The sequence below is a fragment of the Novosphingobium piscinae genome, assembly GCF_014230355.1.
Lineage (GTDB): Bacteria > Pseudomonadota > Alphaproteobacteria > Sphingomonadales > Sphingomonadaceae > Novosphingobium > Novosphingobium piscinae.
The window spans coordinates 290,149-305,989 of record NZ_JACLAX010000001.1 but is presented as its reverse complement, the minus strand read 5'-3'; the positions used below and the strand labels follow the sequence as shown (position 1 = coordinate 305,989).

Annotated in this window: 15 protein-coding genes; 2 read left to right on the top strand and 13 right to left on the bottom strand. The window is 70.9% G+C overall.

Annotated features, from left to right (window positions below):
* Positions 1-33: 33 nt before the first annotated feature.
* From H7F53_RS01310 to H7F53_RS01260, 11 genes are all read right to left on the bottom strand, one after another.
* The gene (locus tag H7F53_RS01310; protein WP_246438383.1) at positions 34-702 is read right to left on the bottom strand and encodes a class I SAM-dependent methyltransferase; all 669 of its coding nucleotides are present in this window, start codon (positions 700-702) and stop codon (positions 34-36) included.
* Positions 699-1,940: a BtaA family protein gene (locus tag H7F53_RS01305; RefSeq protein ID WP_185677653.1), complete on the bottom strand. Its 1,242-nt coding sequence runs from the start codon at positions 1,938-1,940 to the stop codon at positions 699-701. Before H7F53_RS01305 ends, H7F53_RS01310 begins: the two co-directional genes overlap by 4 nt.
* A gap of 28 nt (positions 1,941-1,968) precedes the next feature.
* The gene (locus H7F53_RS01300) at positions 1,969-3,039 is read right to left on the bottom strand and encodes a tyrosine-protein phosphatase (RefSeq protein ID WP_185677652.1); all 1,071 of its coding nucleotides are present in this window, start codon (positions 3,037-3,039) and stop codon (positions 1,969-1,971) included.
* Positions 3,040-3,050: 11 nt separating this feature from the next.
* Positions 3,051-5,540, bottom strand: coding sequence for a TonB-dependent receptor (locus H7F53_RS01295; protein WP_221773503.1), 2,490 nt, complete (start codon positions 5,538-5,540; stop codon positions 3,051-3,053).
* Positions 5,541-5,682: 142 nt separating this feature from the next.
* Positions 5,683-6,174 carry a TspO/MBR family protein gene (locus tag H7F53_RS01290; protein WP_185677651.1) on the bottom strand — a complete coding sequence of 164 codons (492 nt, stop codon included), beginning with the start codon at positions 6,172-6,174 and terminating at the stop codon, positions 5,683-5,685.
* Between the two features lie 102 nt (positions 6,175-6,276).
* Positions 6,277-7,521 carry an NAD(P)/FAD-dependent oxidoreductase gene (locus tag H7F53_RS01285; RefSeq protein WP_185677650.1) on the bottom strand — a complete coding sequence of 415 codons (1,245 nt, stop codon included), beginning with the start codon at positions 7,519-7,521 and terminating at the stop codon, positions 6,277-6,279.
* 163 nt (positions 7,522-7,684) lie between these two features.
* Positions 7,685-8,434 (bottom strand): arsenical resistance protein ArsH, encoded by a 750-nt coding sequence (gene arsH, locus H7F53_RS01280; RefSeq protein WP_343061842.1) that lies wholly within the window; start codon positions 8,432-8,434, stop codon positions 7,685-7,687.
* Complete coding sequence (gene arsC / locus H7F53_RS01275) at positions 8,431-8,859, bottom strand: arsenate reductase (glutaredoxin) (RefSeq protein WP_185677649.1); 429 nt, start codon at positions 8,857-8,859, stop codon at positions 8,431-8,433. The genes arsH and arsC overlap by 4 nt, the downstream gene beginning before the upstream one ends.
* Positions 8,856-9,518, bottom strand: coding sequence for an aquaporin (locus H7F53_RS01270; RefSeq protein WP_185677648.1), 663 nt, complete (start codon positions 9,516-9,518; stop codon positions 8,856-8,858). Before H7F53_RS01270 ends, arsC begins: the two co-directional genes overlap by 4 nt.
* Complete coding sequence (locus H7F53_RS01265; RefSeq protein WP_185677647.1) at positions 9,515-10,018, bottom strand: arsenate reductase ArsC; 504 nt, start codon at positions 10,016-10,018, stop codon at positions 9,515-9,517. The genes H7F53_RS01270 and H7F53_RS01265 overlap by 4 nt, the downstream gene beginning before the upstream one ends.
* Complete coding sequence (locus H7F53_RS01260) at positions 10,015-10,368, bottom strand: ArsR/SmtB family transcription factor (protein ID WP_185677646.1); 354 nt, start codon at positions 10,366-10,368, stop codon at positions 10,015-10,017. The genes H7F53_RS01265 and H7F53_RS01260 overlap by 4 nt, the downstream gene beginning before the upstream one ends.
* A gap of 132 nt (positions 10,369-10,500) precedes the next feature.
* On the opposite strand from H7F53_RS01260, the gene H7F53_RS01255 reads away from it, so the two are divergent.
* Positions 10,501-11,667: a glycerophosphodiester phosphodiesterase family protein gene (locus H7F53_RS01255; RefSeq protein ID WP_185677813.1), complete on the top strand. Its 1,167-nt coding sequence runs from the start codon at positions 10,501-10,503 to the stop codon at positions 11,665-11,667.
* A 236-nt stretch (positions 11,668-11,903) separates the two neighbouring features.
* Positions 11,904-13,046 carry an ROK family transcriptional regulator gene (locus H7F53_RS01250; protein WP_185677645.1) on the top strand — a complete coding sequence of 381 codons (1,143 nt, stop codon included), beginning with the start codon at positions 11,904-11,906 and terminating at the stop codon, positions 13,044-13,046.
* Positions 13,047-13,085: 39 nt separating this feature from the next.
* Here the strand turns inward: H7F53_RS01250 and H7F53_RS01245 are convergent, their stop codons facing one another.
* Together H7F53_RS01245 and H7F53_RS01240 are read right to left on the bottom strand one after the other, a co-directional pair.
* Positions 13,086-14,072: an SMP-30/gluconolactonase/LRE family protein gene (locus H7F53_RS01245; protein WP_185677644.1), complete on the bottom strand. Its 987-nt coding sequence runs from the start codon at positions 14,070-14,072 to the stop codon at positions 13,086-13,088.
* A 42-nt stretch (positions 14,073-14,114) separates the two neighbouring features.
* A complete protein-coding gene (locus H7F53_RS01240) occupies positions 14,115-15,806 on the bottom strand; it encodes a M20/M25/M40 family metallo-hydrolase (protein ID WP_185677643.1) in 1,692 nt (563 codons plus the stop codon).
* Positions 15,807-15,841: the final 35 nt, after the last annotated feature.

The following is a 15,841-nucleotide window of genomic DNA, read 5'->3' as shown; positions in this document are numbered from 1 at the left end:
CCACGCAGGGCCGGGAGGGGGCAGGCCGGCCGGTCAGATCGGGCGGGTCAGGGTGACCGCCTGCCAATAGCCGCCCCAGTGCATGGTGCCCGCGCAGGCCAGCCCGCGCCGCGCGGCCAGGGCCATGGCCTCGGCGATCAGGTCGCTCCGCGGGGAGACGTGGAACCGGCCCAGCCAGCGGCGCAGGCCCACCGCCAGGGGTCCAGGCAGGCCGGCCAGATCGCCGAAGTCGACGATATGGAGCGAGCCGTTGCGCGCGAGGAGGCCGCTGGCATGGTCCAGGGCTGCGCGCCAGGGCGGGATCATCGACAGGCAATAGGGCATGACAATCCGGTCGAAGCGGGAGCGTCCGAACAGCCCCTGCGCGTCGAACCCGGCGGCATCGCCCCGGGCGAGCACCGCGCCGGGACCCAGCCGGTCCCGCGCCGAAGCGAGCATCTCCGCCGAGATGTCGAGCCCGAACAGCGCAGCACCGGGCCAGCGGCGCCGCAGCCGGGCGAGATTGCGTCCCGTCCCGCAGCCAATCTCGAGCACTGCGCTGCCAGCCCCGGTTCCGGGCAGGCCGAGACTGTCGAGCATGGTGTCGCGGCCGAACAGGTAATACTTGCGGGTCAGGTCGTAGATGTGGCGCTGGCGGCGATAGATCCGGTCCATCAGGACGGCATGGCCGGCCGCTTCTGACCCGCCGGTCGCATCGTTCATGGCGCCAGCCGGTAGAGGTGCAGCCCACCGTAGATCGACGAGCGGTCGCGGCGGATCAGGTCGCGCGCCTCGTCCGCCGAATAGGCCCAGCGTCCCAGCAGGTTGTGCGGCACCCGCCCGGGCAGGATCGTCTCCTCGCCGGCGGTGCGGAACAGCACCCGCGCTCCGGGCCGGGCGGTACGGGTGATCTCGGTCCACAGCGCGGTCAACTGGAGGTCGGTCATCCAGTCCTGCGCATCGAGCAGGACGTAGCGGTCAAGGCTCGCCGCGGGCTCGCCGCGGAGGAATTCGGTCATGCTGGCCTGCCGCACCGAGCAGCGGTCGATCCGGTCGCGCAGCGCGGCGAATTGGCGCGCCTCCAGCCACGGCGGCAGGGGCGCGTCGGGGGCCTGGCCATAGCCGCGCGCGAAGGCCTGCCAGGCGAAGTAGTTCGCGGCGACCGGAAAGTCGCAGGCCAGCTTCTCGAGCCGCTGGCGCAGCACCGCGGCCATCGGCTGCCCGCCGGCCAGCGCGCTGTACTGCGCGGGCGGGATGCCCAGCCCGAACAGCGAGGCCGGCTGGGCGGTCAGCCAGCGGATCAGGCCACGCTCGAACAGCGGGGCAAACCGCGCCGAGAAGATCGCGCGCTGCTCGGCCAGCGAGCGGGCGGTGAGGATGTCGCGCGGGTCGATCCCGTGCAGGCGCGCCAACAGATGGGCCAGGGCGATGAACCGGCCGAGCAGCCCGCGTCGGTAGATGCCGCGGGTGAAGCCGGCAATCCGCTGGCGGCCCAGCCCGTCGCGGCCGTCCCAGTAGCGCCGGCTGTCCTCATCGAGCTGCGGACGCAGCCAGGTCCGGTAGAGCGCGACATTGTCGGGCCGGTCGGCCGCGACGAACAGGCTGCGTAGGGCCTCGTGGCCCGGGAGATGCCGCAAGGCGGCGAGCTTGAGCCGGCCCAGCGCGACATGGGCGGCGTTGAGATCCACCGCGATCACCTCGGCCGGGTTGGCGGTGAGATAGGACAAGGCATTGCAGCCACCGCTGGCGATGGTCACGATCCGGCTGTCCGGCGCAATCTCCAGCGCCGCCATGTCGACCACCGGATCTTCCCAGATCTGGGCATAGACCAGACCCTGGAACAGGCGGGCGAACAGGCGATCAAGCAGTCGCTCGGTCACCGGCGCGCTGTCGCGGACGACCGCCGCGGCGATGCGGTCGCCCGCGCGGGTGGACAGCGCCTCGGCCGGGGCGGTCAGCATGGCCGCGCCGGCCCCTCCGCCCGGCCGGTCACTCGGTGTAGTCCCGGCGCAGCTGGACGATATCGGCGTCGGTCAGGCGCAGCTCCTGCCGCAGATAGCCGTCGACGCCGCCCCAGCGGCGGGTCAGCTCGGCGAAGGCGAAATCGAGGTAGGCCGTGCCGCTGGCGGTCTTGAGCGGCTGCGGCGCGGCCGCGCGCGGATCGGCCTGGAAGCGAGCGAACAGCTGGGCGGCCGCATTGTTCGGGAACTGTGCCGGATCGAACCGGGGCATCTCGAATTCGGGGCGGCGATAGCGGGTGGAGAGGTGATAGTCCTCGACGATCACCGGATAGGGCGTGCCCAACGCCGACAGCACCACCGCCGTGGCGAAGCCGGTGCGGTCCTGCCCGGCCGAGCAGTTGTAGGCCAGCGGGCCCTCGCGGCGGAGCAGCTTGGCGAAGATCTGGCGCAGCTGCGGGGCCATGGTCTGGGGCAGGCGGGCGTAGACCTTGTCCATCGCCATGTCCTCGCCCGAGCCCATCATCGCCCCCAGGGAATAGCCGACGGCGGTGTAGGGCACGTCCTCGATCCGGCTCGGCGCGAGCTGGCGCTCCTCGTCCGAGCGCAGGTCGACCAGGTTGGTCAGCCCGAGCGCGGCGATCCGCGTCCGGTCGGCCGGGCTGAGCAGCGGGGTCGCGCCCGAACGGTAGATCGCGCCCCACCGCACCCGCTTGCCGTCGGCGGCGGGATAGCCCCCGATGTCGCGGAAGTTGGAGCCGGCCTCGAGCGGGATCAGCCGCTCGGCCGCCCGCGTCACCTCGCCGGTGGCGGTGTTGCGCAGCAGCACGTAGCGGCGCTGTGTGCCGCCCGCCGGCGCCTCGGCCCGGCCGTCGGTATCGCCCGCCGAGACCAGCTGCGCCTCGGCCAGCGGTGCCTCGGGCCGGCTGGCGAGGAGCACGTCGACCGGGCGGTCGGATACCCAGCTGACCAGCAGCCGGTCGGCATGGCGCTCCACCGTGGCCGCACCCGGCGGGGTGGCGTGGGCTGGAGCCACGATGGCCGAGGCGGCCAGAAGCAGGGCGGCGCCTTGGCGGCCGAAACGGGTGGCGACAGAGGTCATGTGGCGGGTCCTCACATCTTCACGTTGAGTTCGACGCCCCAGGTGCGCGGATCGTTGAAGAACCCGCTGACACCGGCCTGGGCCGTGCCGGACTTGTAGAAAACATGCTGCTCGTTGAAGAGGTTGCGCGCCCACAGGCTGACCGTGCCGCGGGCGCCCGTGGTGCCGAGAACGATACCGGTAAGCGCGATCCGGCCGTTGAACACCAGCGCCCGATCGCCCCTCGGCTGGGCATAGCGCACGGCGCGGGTCACGGTGTCGTAGTTGGAGTCGGTGTAGCTGCCATAGTAGCCGCCGTCGTAGTTGCCATCGAGGTGGAAGCGCAGGCTGGCCTCGCCCGGGCCGACCGGCATCTCGTAGTCGATCGCGCCACTCGCCGCGTGGGCGGGGGTGTAGACCTGGTAGATCGGCAGCGGCACGGTGATCAGCTGCCCCCCGGCCTGCGGGAAGGGGTTGAGCGTGGGCGGGATCTTGACGCTGTTGTAGGCATAGCTCGCGGTCATGGTCAGGCCCTCGACCGGCGCAACCGTCAGTTCCGCCTCGACACCCTTCAGCCGGCCCGTGCCCGGAGCATTGACCACCTCGAGCGTCGTGCGCGTGGTGGCCACGCGGACGCCGTTGATCACGTCTTCATAAAGACCCGCAAAGTCGAGCTGGATGCCTTTGTAAGTGCCGGTGTAGGCGGCGATGTTGAAGCGGGCGTGGTTGTCGAAGAACTCGGTCTTGGCGCCGATCTCGAACATCGAGACGGTTTCGGGGTCGAACCGGCGGTACGACAGCGAGCGCGAGCTGGCCCCGCCCGATTTGTAGCCGGTGCTCCACTTGCCGTAGACCATCACGTCGTCGGTCGCGTCGAGCGAGAGGTTGACCATCGGATCGACGCGCGACCACGCGGCGTTGAGCGGGATCGAGCCCTGCACGTTGACCCCGTTGATCGGAATGATCGGCGCGGCGCCGTTCACGGTGAACAGGAGGCCGTTCTTCTTGTCCCTGGTATAGCGCGCGCCGACCGTCAGGTGCAGGCGATCGCCCGCAACCGGCGGATTGTAGGTCGCCTGGCCATAAAGGCCGACGCTGGTGGTCTCGACATAGCTGGCGCGCTGAATGACCTGGGCGTTGTAGTCGATCGCCCGGATGATGTAGGCGCTGCCCGCCGCGTCGGTGAACTGCGCGGTGTTGAACGCCTGGGCAGCGTCCTCGACATGCTCCAGGTAGTAGAGACCGCCGAACTGGTACTTGAGGCGCGGCAGCTCGCCGATCACCTGCAGCTCCTGGCTGAACTGGTTCTGCCGGAAGGGGGCAACGCTCATGCGGGCGAACTGGAAGTTGAGGAAGCTCGGTCGCACCCCGGCGGTGATCGTGGCCTGCTGGAGGCCGGGACTGGCATTGCCGTTGTCCCACTGGGTCTGGGTGAGTTCGCGATAGGAGCTGATCGAGCGCAGCCGCAGGTCGGCGTTGAGCTTGAGCTCCATGCCCAGCCGGTAGCCATGGGCCTTGCCCACGCTGGGCAGCTGCGGAACGCCCACCGCGGCGACCGACGACCGCCGCGGCTCGATCTTGAACAGGGCGGCCGGGGTATTGGCCAGCACCGCCGGCGATCCGCTCGGTGCCGCGGGCAGACCGGTCGGGGCCGAGAGCTGCTGCATGTAGAGCGTGCTGGTCTCGTCGTAGGACGTGTCATAGGACAGCTGCGCGCTGAAGCTGTCGCTCGGCGCCCACAGCGCGGTCAGGGCAAGTCCGCGCTTGTCGTAGGAGTTGAAGCCCAGCGCGCCCGGCAGCGGATTTTTCACGAAAGCCTCGCGCTTGGCCAGCACGCCATCGACCTTGACGCTGATGTTCGCGAAGGCCGGCAGGTCGAGATGGATCTCGCCGCGATAGGAGCCATAGTTGCCCATCCCCGCGGTGGCATTGAGCTTGTAGATGCCGCTGGGCTTGCGCGTGACGATGTTCACCGCGCCGCCCTCAGTGTTGCGGCCGAACAGGGTGCCCTGCGGACCCTTGAGCACCTCGATGTTCTCGACATCGAACAGCGCCGTGCCCAGCCCCTGGGCGCGGCCCATGTAGACCCCGTCGATGTAGATGCCCACGCCCTGGTCGCGCGCTGGCTGGTTCGAATCCGACAGCACCCCGACGCCGCGGACGTTCACGATCAGCGCACCCGGGCGCGAGAAGAACGGCGCGACCTTGAGCGAGGGGATCGCCCCGTCACCGAGGTCCAGCAGCGAGATGACGCGCCGGTCCGCCAGGGTCTGGGCGGTCATCACCGAAATCGAGATCGGCGTGTCCTGCAGGTTCTCGGCGCGCTTCTGCGCCGTGACGATAATGTCGGTCAGGCCCTCGCCCGCCGCTGCGGCATCGCCGGCGGTGGCCTCGTCGGCGGCGGTCTCGTCGGTGGTGATCTCGTCGGTGGCGGCCGCCCGGGCCGGAGCCTGGGCGACCAGGCACAGCGCCAGGGCAAGCGAAGTCCGTGCAAGCACGGTGCGGCAAACGATTCGGTTCATGACAGGCCCCCTTGGTTGGGGCCCGTCTAGGCAGCGTCAGTGGCAGGCACGTTGCGGAACGGCGACGGCACCGCGTCGGTTCGCGGTCACTGCGGCGGCGCTGCCATGACCGCGCGATGACACGCGCGGCCGGTCCCGGCCATCACGCCGGCGCCAGCTCGCGCCCGAACGGGGCATTGAGGCGCACGATCACGACGTTGAGGCAGGCCGCGAAGCTGACCCACGCGAGGTAGGGCACGATCAGCCAGCTGGCGAGGACCGAGAAGTCGCGCAGCCCGATGGTCAGAGCCAGGACCGAGCCCCACAGGAAAGGCACCTCGATCAGCGCCCAGTCGGGCCGGCGACGGGTGAAGAACAGGGGCGACCAGAGGAAGTGGAACACGAAATTGGTGGCGAACAGCGCCACCACGGTCATGCGGCCGGTCTCGTCGGTCGCGCCGTTCCAGGCGAGCACCGCCGCCCAGGCCGCCAGCCCGAGGATCACCGTCCAGGCGGGGCCGAACAGCCAGTCCGGCGGCTGCCAGGCGGGTTTCTTGAGATTGCGGTACCAGGGTCCGATCTCGGTCAGGATACCGCCGGCAAAGCCGAGGATGACTGCCCAGAGGACAGCCGCGATCACATGAGGTGCAGGCATGGTTCGGGTATGGGCGCTGCAGGCCCGCCCGACAATGCGTTAAATGGGGCGTTAAATGGGCAGGATCGGGATGACGGGGCTACAGCGCGGTGCTCCCGCGGCTCATCCGGCGGCGGGAGGATGCGCGGCCAGCGCGAACAGGCGCTGCGCCTCGGCATCGGGCGACCGGCCGGTAACCAGATCCGCGACATAGTCACCGACCATCGGGCCATGCTTGAAGCCGTGCCCGCCGCCGGCGAAGGCGAGGAAGACGTTGTCGAAGTCGGGATGCCGGTCGATCAGGAAGTTCGTCGTCGCCGCATCATCGACCTGGCAGACCCGGCTTTCGAGGATCGGGGCACCCGCCAGCGCAGGAAACCGCGCGGCGATATAGGCCCGGCTGGCCTGGATCAGCGCTTCGCGCGGGAGGCGCTCGGCGCTGTCCGGGTCCATCGCCAGGCGGGGTCCGGGGGCGACCGAGTACTTCAGCCCGCGCTCGATGCTGCCGAACCCCCAGCCGCCGCGGACATGATCGTGCCACAGCGGTTGGTTGGGCCAGGCGAACCGCGGATCCCCGGCCGGGGTGCCATAGTAGAGGTATTCGCTACGATAGACGTTGATCCGCGGGCGGGCGAGCCCTGGCATCAGCTTGCCCGCCCAGGGACCGACCGCGAAGACGAAGCTGCCGGCCGCCACGCTCTCGCCGCCGTCAAGCGCCAGGGTCAGCAGCCGCCGGCCGCGGCGCTCGCCAGGCACGGCCCGCGCGAGTCGCTGCGTCCCGCCCTTGCGGGTGAACTGCTCCATCGCCGCCAGCACCGCGTCGCGCGCCTTGACCAGCACCGAACTGGCCCCGGTCTCGACGAAGGCGAAGTCGATGTCGTCGAAGTTCATTTGCGGGAAGCGGCGCCGCAGGTCGTCGCGCGGGGCGATCTCGTAGGGCAGCTTGAGCGCATCGAAGATGCGTCGCTGGGCAAGCATCCCCTCGGTCCAGTGGTCGGTCAGCTCGATCCGCGCCGAGGGATAGAGCAGCCTGCGCCCGAACTCGGCCTCGCGCTTGCGCCACAGCGCCAGCGCTCTGGCCGACCACGCTGCGTAGAAGGCCTGGGCGCCGTAGCCCGAGCGGATCGAGCGGGTTTCGCCCGCCGAGGAGGCGCGCGGCGAGGCCGGGCCGTACTGATCGAGGCTGAGCACGCGGTGGCCGCGCTCGCGCAGGGTCAGCGCGGTGAAGGCGCCGAACACCCCGGCACCGATCACCGCCACATCGGGCACGCCGCCGCCCAGCGCGGGCGCACCGCGCGCCGGGCGGGTCAGCCCCGGGGCGGCGAGCAGGGCGGCCGAGGCAGAAAGGATGGCGCGGCGGTCGGGCATGGTCGGGCGGTATCCGGGCGGTTTTGCGGGCCCCAGCCCTGCAGGGCGCCATCCCGCCCGGCAATGCGCCGAATCACGAAGACCCTGTGCGGCAGATGACCAGGCGCCACGCGGCGCTTGCGCTGCCGGCCGCGATCAGTCGCGCCGGACCCCGCCTGCCGGATCAGAGCGAATCGAGGATCGGCGCCGCCGCGTGAACAGGTCGGTCCGCCTCGACGCGTTCGGAATAGCGATCCACCAGCTGCGCCGCGTGCGGGCGCAGCAGCACGGTGAAGCGGACCAGTTCCTCCATCACGTCGACAATCCGGTCGTAGTAGGCCGAGGGCTTCATCCGTCCGGCGGCGTCGAACTCGTCGTAGGCCTTGGCCACGCTCGACTGGTTGGGGATCGTGAACATCCGCATCCAGCGGCCCAGGACACGCAGTGTGTTGACCGAGTTGAACGATTGCGATCCGGCGCAGACCTGCATCACCGCCAGCGTGCGGCCCTGGGTAGGGCGCATGCCGCGGAAGGCGAGCGGCAGGTGATCGATCTGGGTCTTCATGATTCCGGTGATCTGGCCGTGGCGTTCCGGGCTGCACCACACCTGTCCCTCGGACCACAGCGAGTGTTCGCGCAGCTCGTGGACGGCGGGATGATCGTCGCCCGCCACCTGATCGGGCAGGGGCAGGTCGGCGGGATCGAAGATCCGGGTCTCGCAGCCGAACCACTGCAGCAGCCGCGCCGCCTCCTCCACCGCGAGACGCGAGAACGAGCGTTCACGCAGCGAGCCGTAGAGCAGCAGGATGCGCGGCGGCGGATCGCCCGCGCCGAGGCCGAGCGCGGGCCGGGCATGGGCATAGTCCGGGCGCAGCGCCGGCAGATGGTCGGGATCGGGCAGATGCCGCAGGCGCGTGCCGGCGGGCGGGCTCACGCGAGACGGTTCCCGGCGGCATCGACCACCAGTTCGCCGTCCTCCTTGGCGAAAGCGCCCTGCTGGGCCCGCGGCAGGAGGTCGAGCACCGCCTCCGAGGGGCGGCACAGCCGGACCCCCAGCGGCGAGACCACCAGCGGCCGGTTGATCAGGATCGGATGGGCCAGCATCGCGGCGACCAGCGCATCGTCATCCAGAGCGGGATCACCCAGACCGAGCTCGGCATAAGGCGTGCCCTTTTCGCGCAGCAGGTCGCGCGGGGTCAGGCCGGCGCGCGCGATCAGGCTGTCCAGCATGGCGCGCGACGGCGGGGTCTTGAGGTATTCGATCACATGCGGCTCGATCCCGGCATTGCGGATCATCGCCAGGGCATTGCGCGAGGTGCCGCAGTCGGGGTTGTGGTAGATGACGATATCGGGGGTCACGCGGTGGGCTCCTCGGGAGGGAAGATGGCCTGGCCGGCCAGCAACGCGGCCAGCGCCCCGGCCAGCTGGGCGGCGATGAAGGCGGGCACGGCGGCCGGGGCGATCCCGGCGAACGTGTCGGACAGGGCGCGGGCCAGGGTGATTGCCGGGTTGGCGAAGCTGGTCGAGGACGTGAACCAGTAGGCCGCGACGATATAGAGCGCCACGCTGGCGGGCACCGCGTGCGGCCGGTGGCGCAGCGTGCCGAGGATCACGAAGACCAGTCCGAAGGTGGCGATGAACTCGCCCGCCCACTGCCCCGGCCCGGTGCGGACCTTGCTCGACAGTTGGAGCAGCGGCTCGGCGAACATCAGGTGCGCCGCCCAGACTCCGGGGATGCCGCCCAGCAGCTGGCCGGCGACCAGGCGCAGCGCGGCCCCGGTCGAGAGGTCACCGCGGAGGCGGAAAACCAGCGTGACCGCCGGGTTGAAATGGGCACCCGACAGCGGCCCGAGCATCGCGATCAGCACGAACAGCATGGCCCCGGTGGCGGCGGTATTGCCGAGCAAGGCGACGGCAACATTGCCGCCCGCCAGCTGCTCGGCCATGATTCCCGAGCCGATCACCGTGCAGAACAGGAAGAAGCTGCCGATTGCCTCGGCCCAGAGGTCACGGTTCACGCGGCGCCGTCCATCCGGCCGATCTCGGCCAGCAGATCGACCAGCTCGCCGGTCGGCATGGTTTCGAACGGCACCGCGAGCAGGGCGTGGACGCGCAGCGACAGCGCCTGCCAGGTGGCCTCGAAGGCGGCGTCGACCGCCGCCTCGTCGCCCGTCACGTCGGCCGGATCGGGCAGGCCCCAGTGGCCCTTGACCGGCGCCCCCATGAACACCGGGCAGGCCTCCTGCGCGGCATTGCCGCAGACGGTGATCGCGATGTCGATCCGTGGTGCGCCCGGCCCGGTAAATTCGTTCCAGCTCTTGGAGCGGAAGCCCCCGGTTGCAATCCCGCGCCGGGCGAGCAGCCGCAGCGCGCCCGGATGGGGTACGCCCTTGGGCTGGCTGCCGGCGCTGTAGGCGCGCAGCCGCCCCGCGCCGAGCCGGGCGAGCATGGCTTCGCCCAGGATCGAGCGGGCCGAATTGCCGGTGCAGAGCACCAGCACGCCGGGGTTTTCCATCATGACGGTTCCGTCTCCTCGCAGGCGCAGGCCAGGGCGACGTCCCTGAGCGGGGCGCAGATGTCCGAGCTGCCCGCGCAGCAGTCCTCCATCAGGAACTGGAGCAGCCGGGTCATGTCGCCGTAGCGCGCCGAATAGATCACCGACTTGCCCGCGCGCCGGCCCTCGACCAGCCCGGCATGGCTGAGAATGGTGAGGTTGCCCGACAGCGTATTGGGCGGCACGTTCAGTCGCCGCGCCAGTTCGCCGGCGGGCAGGCCGGGCCGACCGGCGCGCACCAGCAGGCGGAAGGCGTTGAGCCGGCCCTCGTGCGCCAGGGCGGCCAGGGCCGCGACAGCCGATTTCATTTCCATGATTCGGCGATAGTCGAAATGATAAGCGCCGTAAAGCCGGGTGGTGTGCCGGAATCGCGGCTTGCCTCGGCGCGTGGCATGGCGCAGGTGAAGGCGGCTCAGACCACGCGCAGCGAGGATGGCGTCCTGCCCATGCCCACCCCGTCCGACACCGCGCTTTCGCGCCGCTCGCTCCTGGCTGCCGGGGCGGCCCTGCCGCTGGGATCGGGCAAACCGCGCCGCGGCCGGGCCGTCCCGGTCGGAACCGCCGTGCCGATGGGCCGCGCCAGCGGGGCACTGGTCCGGCCGGCACGGCCGTTGCTGCTGGCCCATCGCGGCTGTTCCGCGCTGCGGCCCGAGCACACCCTTGCCGCCTATGCCAGGGCGATCGCCGACGGCGCCGACTTTATCGAGCCCGATCTGGTCGCGACCCGCGACGGTGTGCTGATCGCCCGGCACGAGAACAACATCGCCGAAACCACCGACGTCGCCGACCATCCCGCCTTCGCCACCCGGCGGACCACCCGGACGATCGACGGGGTGACCCAGGAGGGCTGGTTCACCGAGGACTTCACCCTGGCCGAGCTGCGCCGGCTGCGCGCGCGCGAACGGCTGGCCGGGATGCGCCCGGAAAGCCATGGCTTCGACAACCGCTTCACCCTCTGCACCTTCGCCGAGATCGTGGCTTTCGTGGCGGCCGAGGCAGCGGCGCGGGGGCGCACCATCGGCCTGATCCCCGAGCTCAAGCATCCCACCTATTTCGCCGCGATCGGCCTGCCGCTGGTGCCCCGGTTGAAGGCCGCGCTGGCAGAGCACGCCTACCTGCGCCGGGCGCCGCTGATCGTCCAGTCGTTCGAGGTGGCCCCGCTCGAGACGCTGCGGCGCGATGCGGCGTCCTTCCCGACGATGCGCCTGATGCAGCTGATCGACGATCCCTCCGATAGCCCGGCGGACTGGCGCGCGGCAGGCGAACGGCGGACCTATGCCGACATGCTGACGCCTGCCGGCCTCGCCGCGATCGCGCGCTATGCCGACTATGTCGCTCCCTCGACCCGCGTGCTGATCCCGCTGGGCGCGGACGACCGGCTGGCGCAGCCGAGCGGGCTGGTCGAGGCGGCGCACGCTGCCGGCCTGCTGGTCGGAACCTGGACCTTCCGGCCCGAAAACCGCTACCTTGCCGCCGACTTCCGGGACTCTGCCGGGCCGGCCGCGCGCAACGAGGCGGGCAGTATTGCGGAGATCCGGCGCTATCTTGCCACCGGGCTCGACGCCTTCTTTACCGACGATCCCGCACTGGGCCGCCGCGCGCGCGACGGCTGAGCGCGGCGGTCGGCGTTGCGCTGACCTCGGCCGGCATGCAGTCCTCGATCCTGAGGGCTCCGGGTTCGTCCTTGTTGATCGAGAAGGTGCCGTGGAAATGGCCGGCGGGGAACCCGGGCGCATGGGCTACGCGGTGGGCTACTAGCACCCAGGGCGAGCGGCCCGACCCCGCGATCACTCTGGGGCCATGAGCGGAACCGCTTGCCCCACATCGCCAAATTGGTCATTCCAGCGCGATGTCGACCGTGCAAATCCCCTTGGCCACCCGGTCGCCGCCGACCGAAAGCGAGGTCCGCATCCTCAGCACCGTGCTGCGCGCCGGGGAGTGCACGCAGCCCGAGATCGTGCGTTCGACCGGGCTGTCGCAGCAGACGGTGTCCCGGCTGGTCAACGACCTGCTCGGCCGCGGCGCGCTCGCGCTCGGCAACAAGCGCAGCAGCGGCCGCCGCGGCCAGCCCACGATCGAGATCACGATCGCGCCGCAGTTCGCCTATTCGCTGGGCATCGCGCTGATGACCGACGCGCTGTCGGTGGCGCTGATGGACTTCGCCGGCAACGTGGTCGGGCACGAGTACCTCGCCATGCCGGTGATGAGCCGCAAGGCGGTGTTCGCCCGGCTGCGCGAGATCCGCGAGCGGTTCTTCGCGGCAACCCCGCTGGCGCGCGACCGCCTGCTTGGCGCGGGGATCGGGATCCTCGGCCCCTGCCTCGACGGCAAGGCGCGGTTCAATCCGCCCCGGGCGCTCGACGAGTTCGCGATGGTGCCGATCGACGAGCTGTTCGCCGACGAACTTGGCATGCCCTGCTGGGTGGAGAGCGACGGCAACGCCGCGGCGGTGGGCGAGAGCTTTCTCGGTGCCGGACGGGTCTATGCCAACTTCGTCTACATCTACGTGGCTGCGGGGCTGGGCGGGGGAATCATCATCAACAACCGCCTGCTGCGCGGCTCGCACGGCAACAGTGGCGAAATCGGCCGGATGCTGCCCTGGCGCAACTTCCAGATCCCGACGCTCGAAACCCTCGTGCAGTGCCTCCGCAAGGAGGGAATCGAGACCGGCGGCGTCTCGCCGATGCTCGCCGCCTTCGATCCCGAGTGGCCCGGGGTCGATGAATGGATCACCCAGAGCCGCGACCAGTTCTCGCTGATCGCCTCGGCCATCGCTGCGCTGGTCGATCCCGAGGCGATCGTTTTCGGTGGACGCCTGCCGCGCGCCCTGGCCGACAAGCTGCTGCCGGCGCTGGAGCTGTTCGATGATGCCCGGCGCGAGATGCCGCGTCCGCTGCCGCGGATCATCGCCTCGCAAACCACCTACGATGCTTGCGCGATTGGCGCGGCCATGCTCCCGCTGGAACAGACCTTCTACGCCACGATGGTGTGACCGCGGCGCGCGAGCGGCCTGACGGCGAGGCAGGGCGCCCTACTTCCCGGGGCGATCGACGCCGCGGGTCAGCGTGGCGATGCGATAGGCCGAGCCGCGCCCGACGACATAGAGCTGGGCGCGGTCCTTGCCGCCGAAGGCGAGGTTCTGCGGCTGCTTGGGCAGGGCGATCACCCCCAGGGCGACCCCCTTGGCCGAGAACACCTCGATCCCGCCATTGCTGGCAACAAAGACCCGGCCGGCCCGATCGACCGCGATCCCGTCGGCGCCGCTGCCCGGCCCGGTCGGACCGGTACGGAAGCCGGCCAGCCGGGCGAAATCACGCCGCCCGGTCAGACGGCCATCGGACTGGACCGCAAAGGCCAGCACCGCCGCGCCAGCGGTGTTCGCGACGTAGAGGGTCCGCTCGTCGGGGCTCAGCGCCACGCCGTTCGGGCGGGCGATGTCACTGGCCACCAGGTGGAGCTGGCCGCCCCGGTCGAGCCAGTAGAGCCCGGTGGCCGGCGGCGAGGCAGGGGTAGCCGCCCCGGGAACGGGGGTGGCGCCGGGATCGGTGAAGTAGATCTGCCCGCTGCGGCTGCGGACGAGGTCGTTGGTCCGTCCGAACGGCTTGCCCGCAAACCCGCTGGCCAGCACCTTGCGTACCGGCTGGAGCTGGGCGATCGCGGCCGGCGCGGTGAGCACCGCGAACAGTTCGCCCTTGGCCCCCAACGCCAGGGCATTGGCGCCCTCGGTCTGCTCGAGATAGACCGACAGGCTGCCATCGGGGGCGATCCTGACAATCCGGTTGGCGCGGGTTTCGGTGAACAGCACCGCACCATCGGGCAGGCCGAGCGGCCCCTCGGTTCCGTCGAAACCCTCGCCCAACACCTCGATCGGGGTGCCAGCGTTGACCACCCCGGCGATCCCGGGGGTCACCGGCCCGGAGGTGGCGGATGCGGCGGGCTGGGCATGGCCGGCTCCCGCTGCGGAGAGGAGCAGGCAGGCCAGCACGGCCGGGCCTTTCAGCAACGGAACGGCACGCATCGATCACCCCCATGGGACATGGCTGGACAGCCCGGCGCGCGGCTAGCGCCCGTCGGCGGCGCGGACCTGGCGGAACTCCGAGCCGGCGCGCCACTGCGGCCAGCGCGCGGAATTGGCCAGGTCGCGGCCGACCCGCCAGGCCAGGGCGACATCCTGCGCAGCCCCGGTGAAGTCGAGATCGGGGCTCCACGCATCGCAGGTCTGATGGTAGCAGCGCATATAGCCGTCGAGCCAGGCCTGCCCGGCCTCGCGCCCGCCCCGGACCAGGTCGGGCGCGCCGCTGATCGCCATCAGCAGCAGCGTCGGGATGCCGCGCTTGGCCAATGGGAAGTGATCGGCCCGGTAGAACAGGCCACGCTCGGGGAGCGCCTCGGGCGTCACGGTGCGGCCCTGTTCGGCCGCGGCGCGGACGAGATCGTCCTCGAGGCTGTTCTGCCCCTGACCGACCAGCAGCACGTCGCGCGCCGGGCCGCCGGTCTGGAGAATGTCGAGCGTGATATTGGCCACCGTGTCAGCCGGCCGGTAGAGCGGCCGCGCGGCATAGGTCTGCGAACCCAGCAGCCCGCGCTCTTCCCCGGTCCAGAAGGCGAAGACCAGGCTGCGCTGCGGCGCCGGGGCGCGGCGGAAGGCGCGGGCCAGTTCGAGCAGGCCGGCCACGCCCAGCGCATCGTCGTTGGCCCCGGGCCGCACCGTGCGCCCCTGGGCATCGGGACTGCCCTGGCCATAGGCGTCCCAGTGCGCGCCATAGATCACCACTTCGCGCGGCCGCCGCGTCCCGGCGAGCTTGGCCAGCACATTGCGACTCATCAGCGCGCTGTGGGTCACCGGCAGGTCAGCTGCCAGCGTCAGGCCCAGTTCGACCGGGCGAAACCCGGGTGAGCGGGCGGCAATCCGCTGGGCGGCAAGATCAAGCCCGGCCGCAGCGAACAGCCGCTGCGCCGCGGCGCCCTCGATCCAGCCCTGCAGCGCGACGCGGTAGGGCGCCTCGGCAATGTCGTAGTTCTCGCCCCCACCGGCGATGACGGTCGACCAGCCGTAGCCGGCGCCAGGGGTGTCGTGGACGATCAGCGCGGCCACCGCGCCGCGCCGGGCGGCCTCTTCGAACTTGTAGGTCCAGCGGCCATAGTAGGTCATTCGCCGGCCACCGAAGGTCCCCGCCACCGGTTCGCCGGCCGGCGCCTCGAAATCGGGATCGTTGATCAGGAACACCGCGACCTTGCCCTTGAGGTCGTGGCCCTTGAAATCGTCCCATCCGCGCTCGGGCGCGTCGATGCCGTAGCCGACGAAGACCAGCGGTGCCCCGGCCAGGCTGATCCGGTCGACCGGGCGGACCGTGGTGAGATAGACGTCGGTGCCCTGGGTCAGCGCGATGGCCTGTCCGGCCCCCTGCAGGGTCACCGGGGCCGTGCCGAGCTGGGTACGCACCAGCGGCACCGGCTGGATCCAGGCTCCATTCGGCCCGCCCGGCTTGAGGCCGATCGCCTTGAGTTGGGCGACCAGCCAGTCGACCGTCACGGTCTCGCCCGGAGTGCCCGGGGCGCGGCCGCCGAAACTGTCGGAGGCGAGCGTGCGGACGTCGGCGGAGAGGCGCTCGGCCGAAATCGCGGGGACCGGAGCGGGCGCGGCCTTGGCCACCACGGCGGTCGCGGCAGCCCAGCCTGCGGCCAACACAAGGAAGCGGAGCAGGGCGGGGAGGCCGCGTAGCGTGGGGGCGAAGGACAGCAGACGGGTCATGCGCCGGGTCTAGCCCATTGCCCCGCTCTTGCCAG

What these genes read in the sequence shown, in the direction of transcription:
- H7F53_RS01310 (WP_246438383.1), bottom strand. Translation starts at nt 702, where the DNA reads ATGAACGATGCGACCGGCGGGTCAGAAGCGGCCGGCCATGCCGTCCTG.
- H7F53_RS01305 (WP_185677653.1), bottom strand. Translation starts at nt 1,940, where the DNA reads ATGCTGACCGCCCCGGCCGAGGCGCTGTCCACCCGCGCGGGCGACCGC.
- H7F53_RS01300 (WP_185677652.1), bottom strand. Translation starts at nt 3,039, where the DNA reads ATGACCTCTGTCGCCACCCGTTTCGGCCGCCAAGGCGCCGCCCTGCTT.
- H7F53_RS01295 (WP_221773503.1), bottom strand. Translation starts at nt 5,540, where the DNA reads ATGAACCGAATCGTTTGCCGCACCGTGCTTGCACGGACTTCGCTTGCC.
- H7F53_RS01290 (WP_185677651.1), bottom strand. Translation starts at nt 6,174, where the DNA reads ATGCCTGCACCTCATGTGATCGCGGCTGTCCTCTGGGCAGTCATCCTC.
- H7F53_RS01285 (WP_185677650.1), bottom strand. Translation starts at nt 7,521, where the DNA reads ATGCCCGACCGCCGCGCCATCCTTTCTGCCTCGGCCGCCCTGCTCGCC.
- H7F53_RS01265 (WP_185677647.1), bottom strand. Translation starts at nt 10,018, where the DNA reads ATGATGGAAAACCCCGGCGTGCTGGTGCTCTGCACCGGCAATTCGGCC.
- H7F53_RS01260 (WP_185677646.1), bottom strand. Translation starts at nt 10,368, where the DNA reads ATGGAAATGAAATCGGCTGTCGCGGCCCTGGCCGCCCTGGCGCACGAG.
- H7F53_RS01255 (WP_185677813.1), top strand. Translation starts at nt 10,501, where the DNA reads ATGCCCACCCCGTCCGACACCGCGCTTTCGCGCCGCTCGCTCCTGGCT.
- H7F53_RS01250 (WP_185677645.1), top strand. Translation starts at nt 11,904, where the DNA reads ATGTCGACCGTGCAAATCCCCTTGGCCACCCGGTCGCCGCCGACCGAA.
- H7F53_RS01245 (WP_185677644.1), bottom strand. Translation starts at nt 14,072, where the DNA reads ATGCGTGCCGTTCCGTTGCTGAAAGGCCCGGCCGTGCTGGCCTGCCTG.
- H7F53_RS01240 (WP_185677643.1), bottom strand. Translation starts at nt 15,806, where the DNA reads ATGACCCGTCTGCTGTCCTTCGCCCCCACGCTACGCGGCCTCCCCGCC.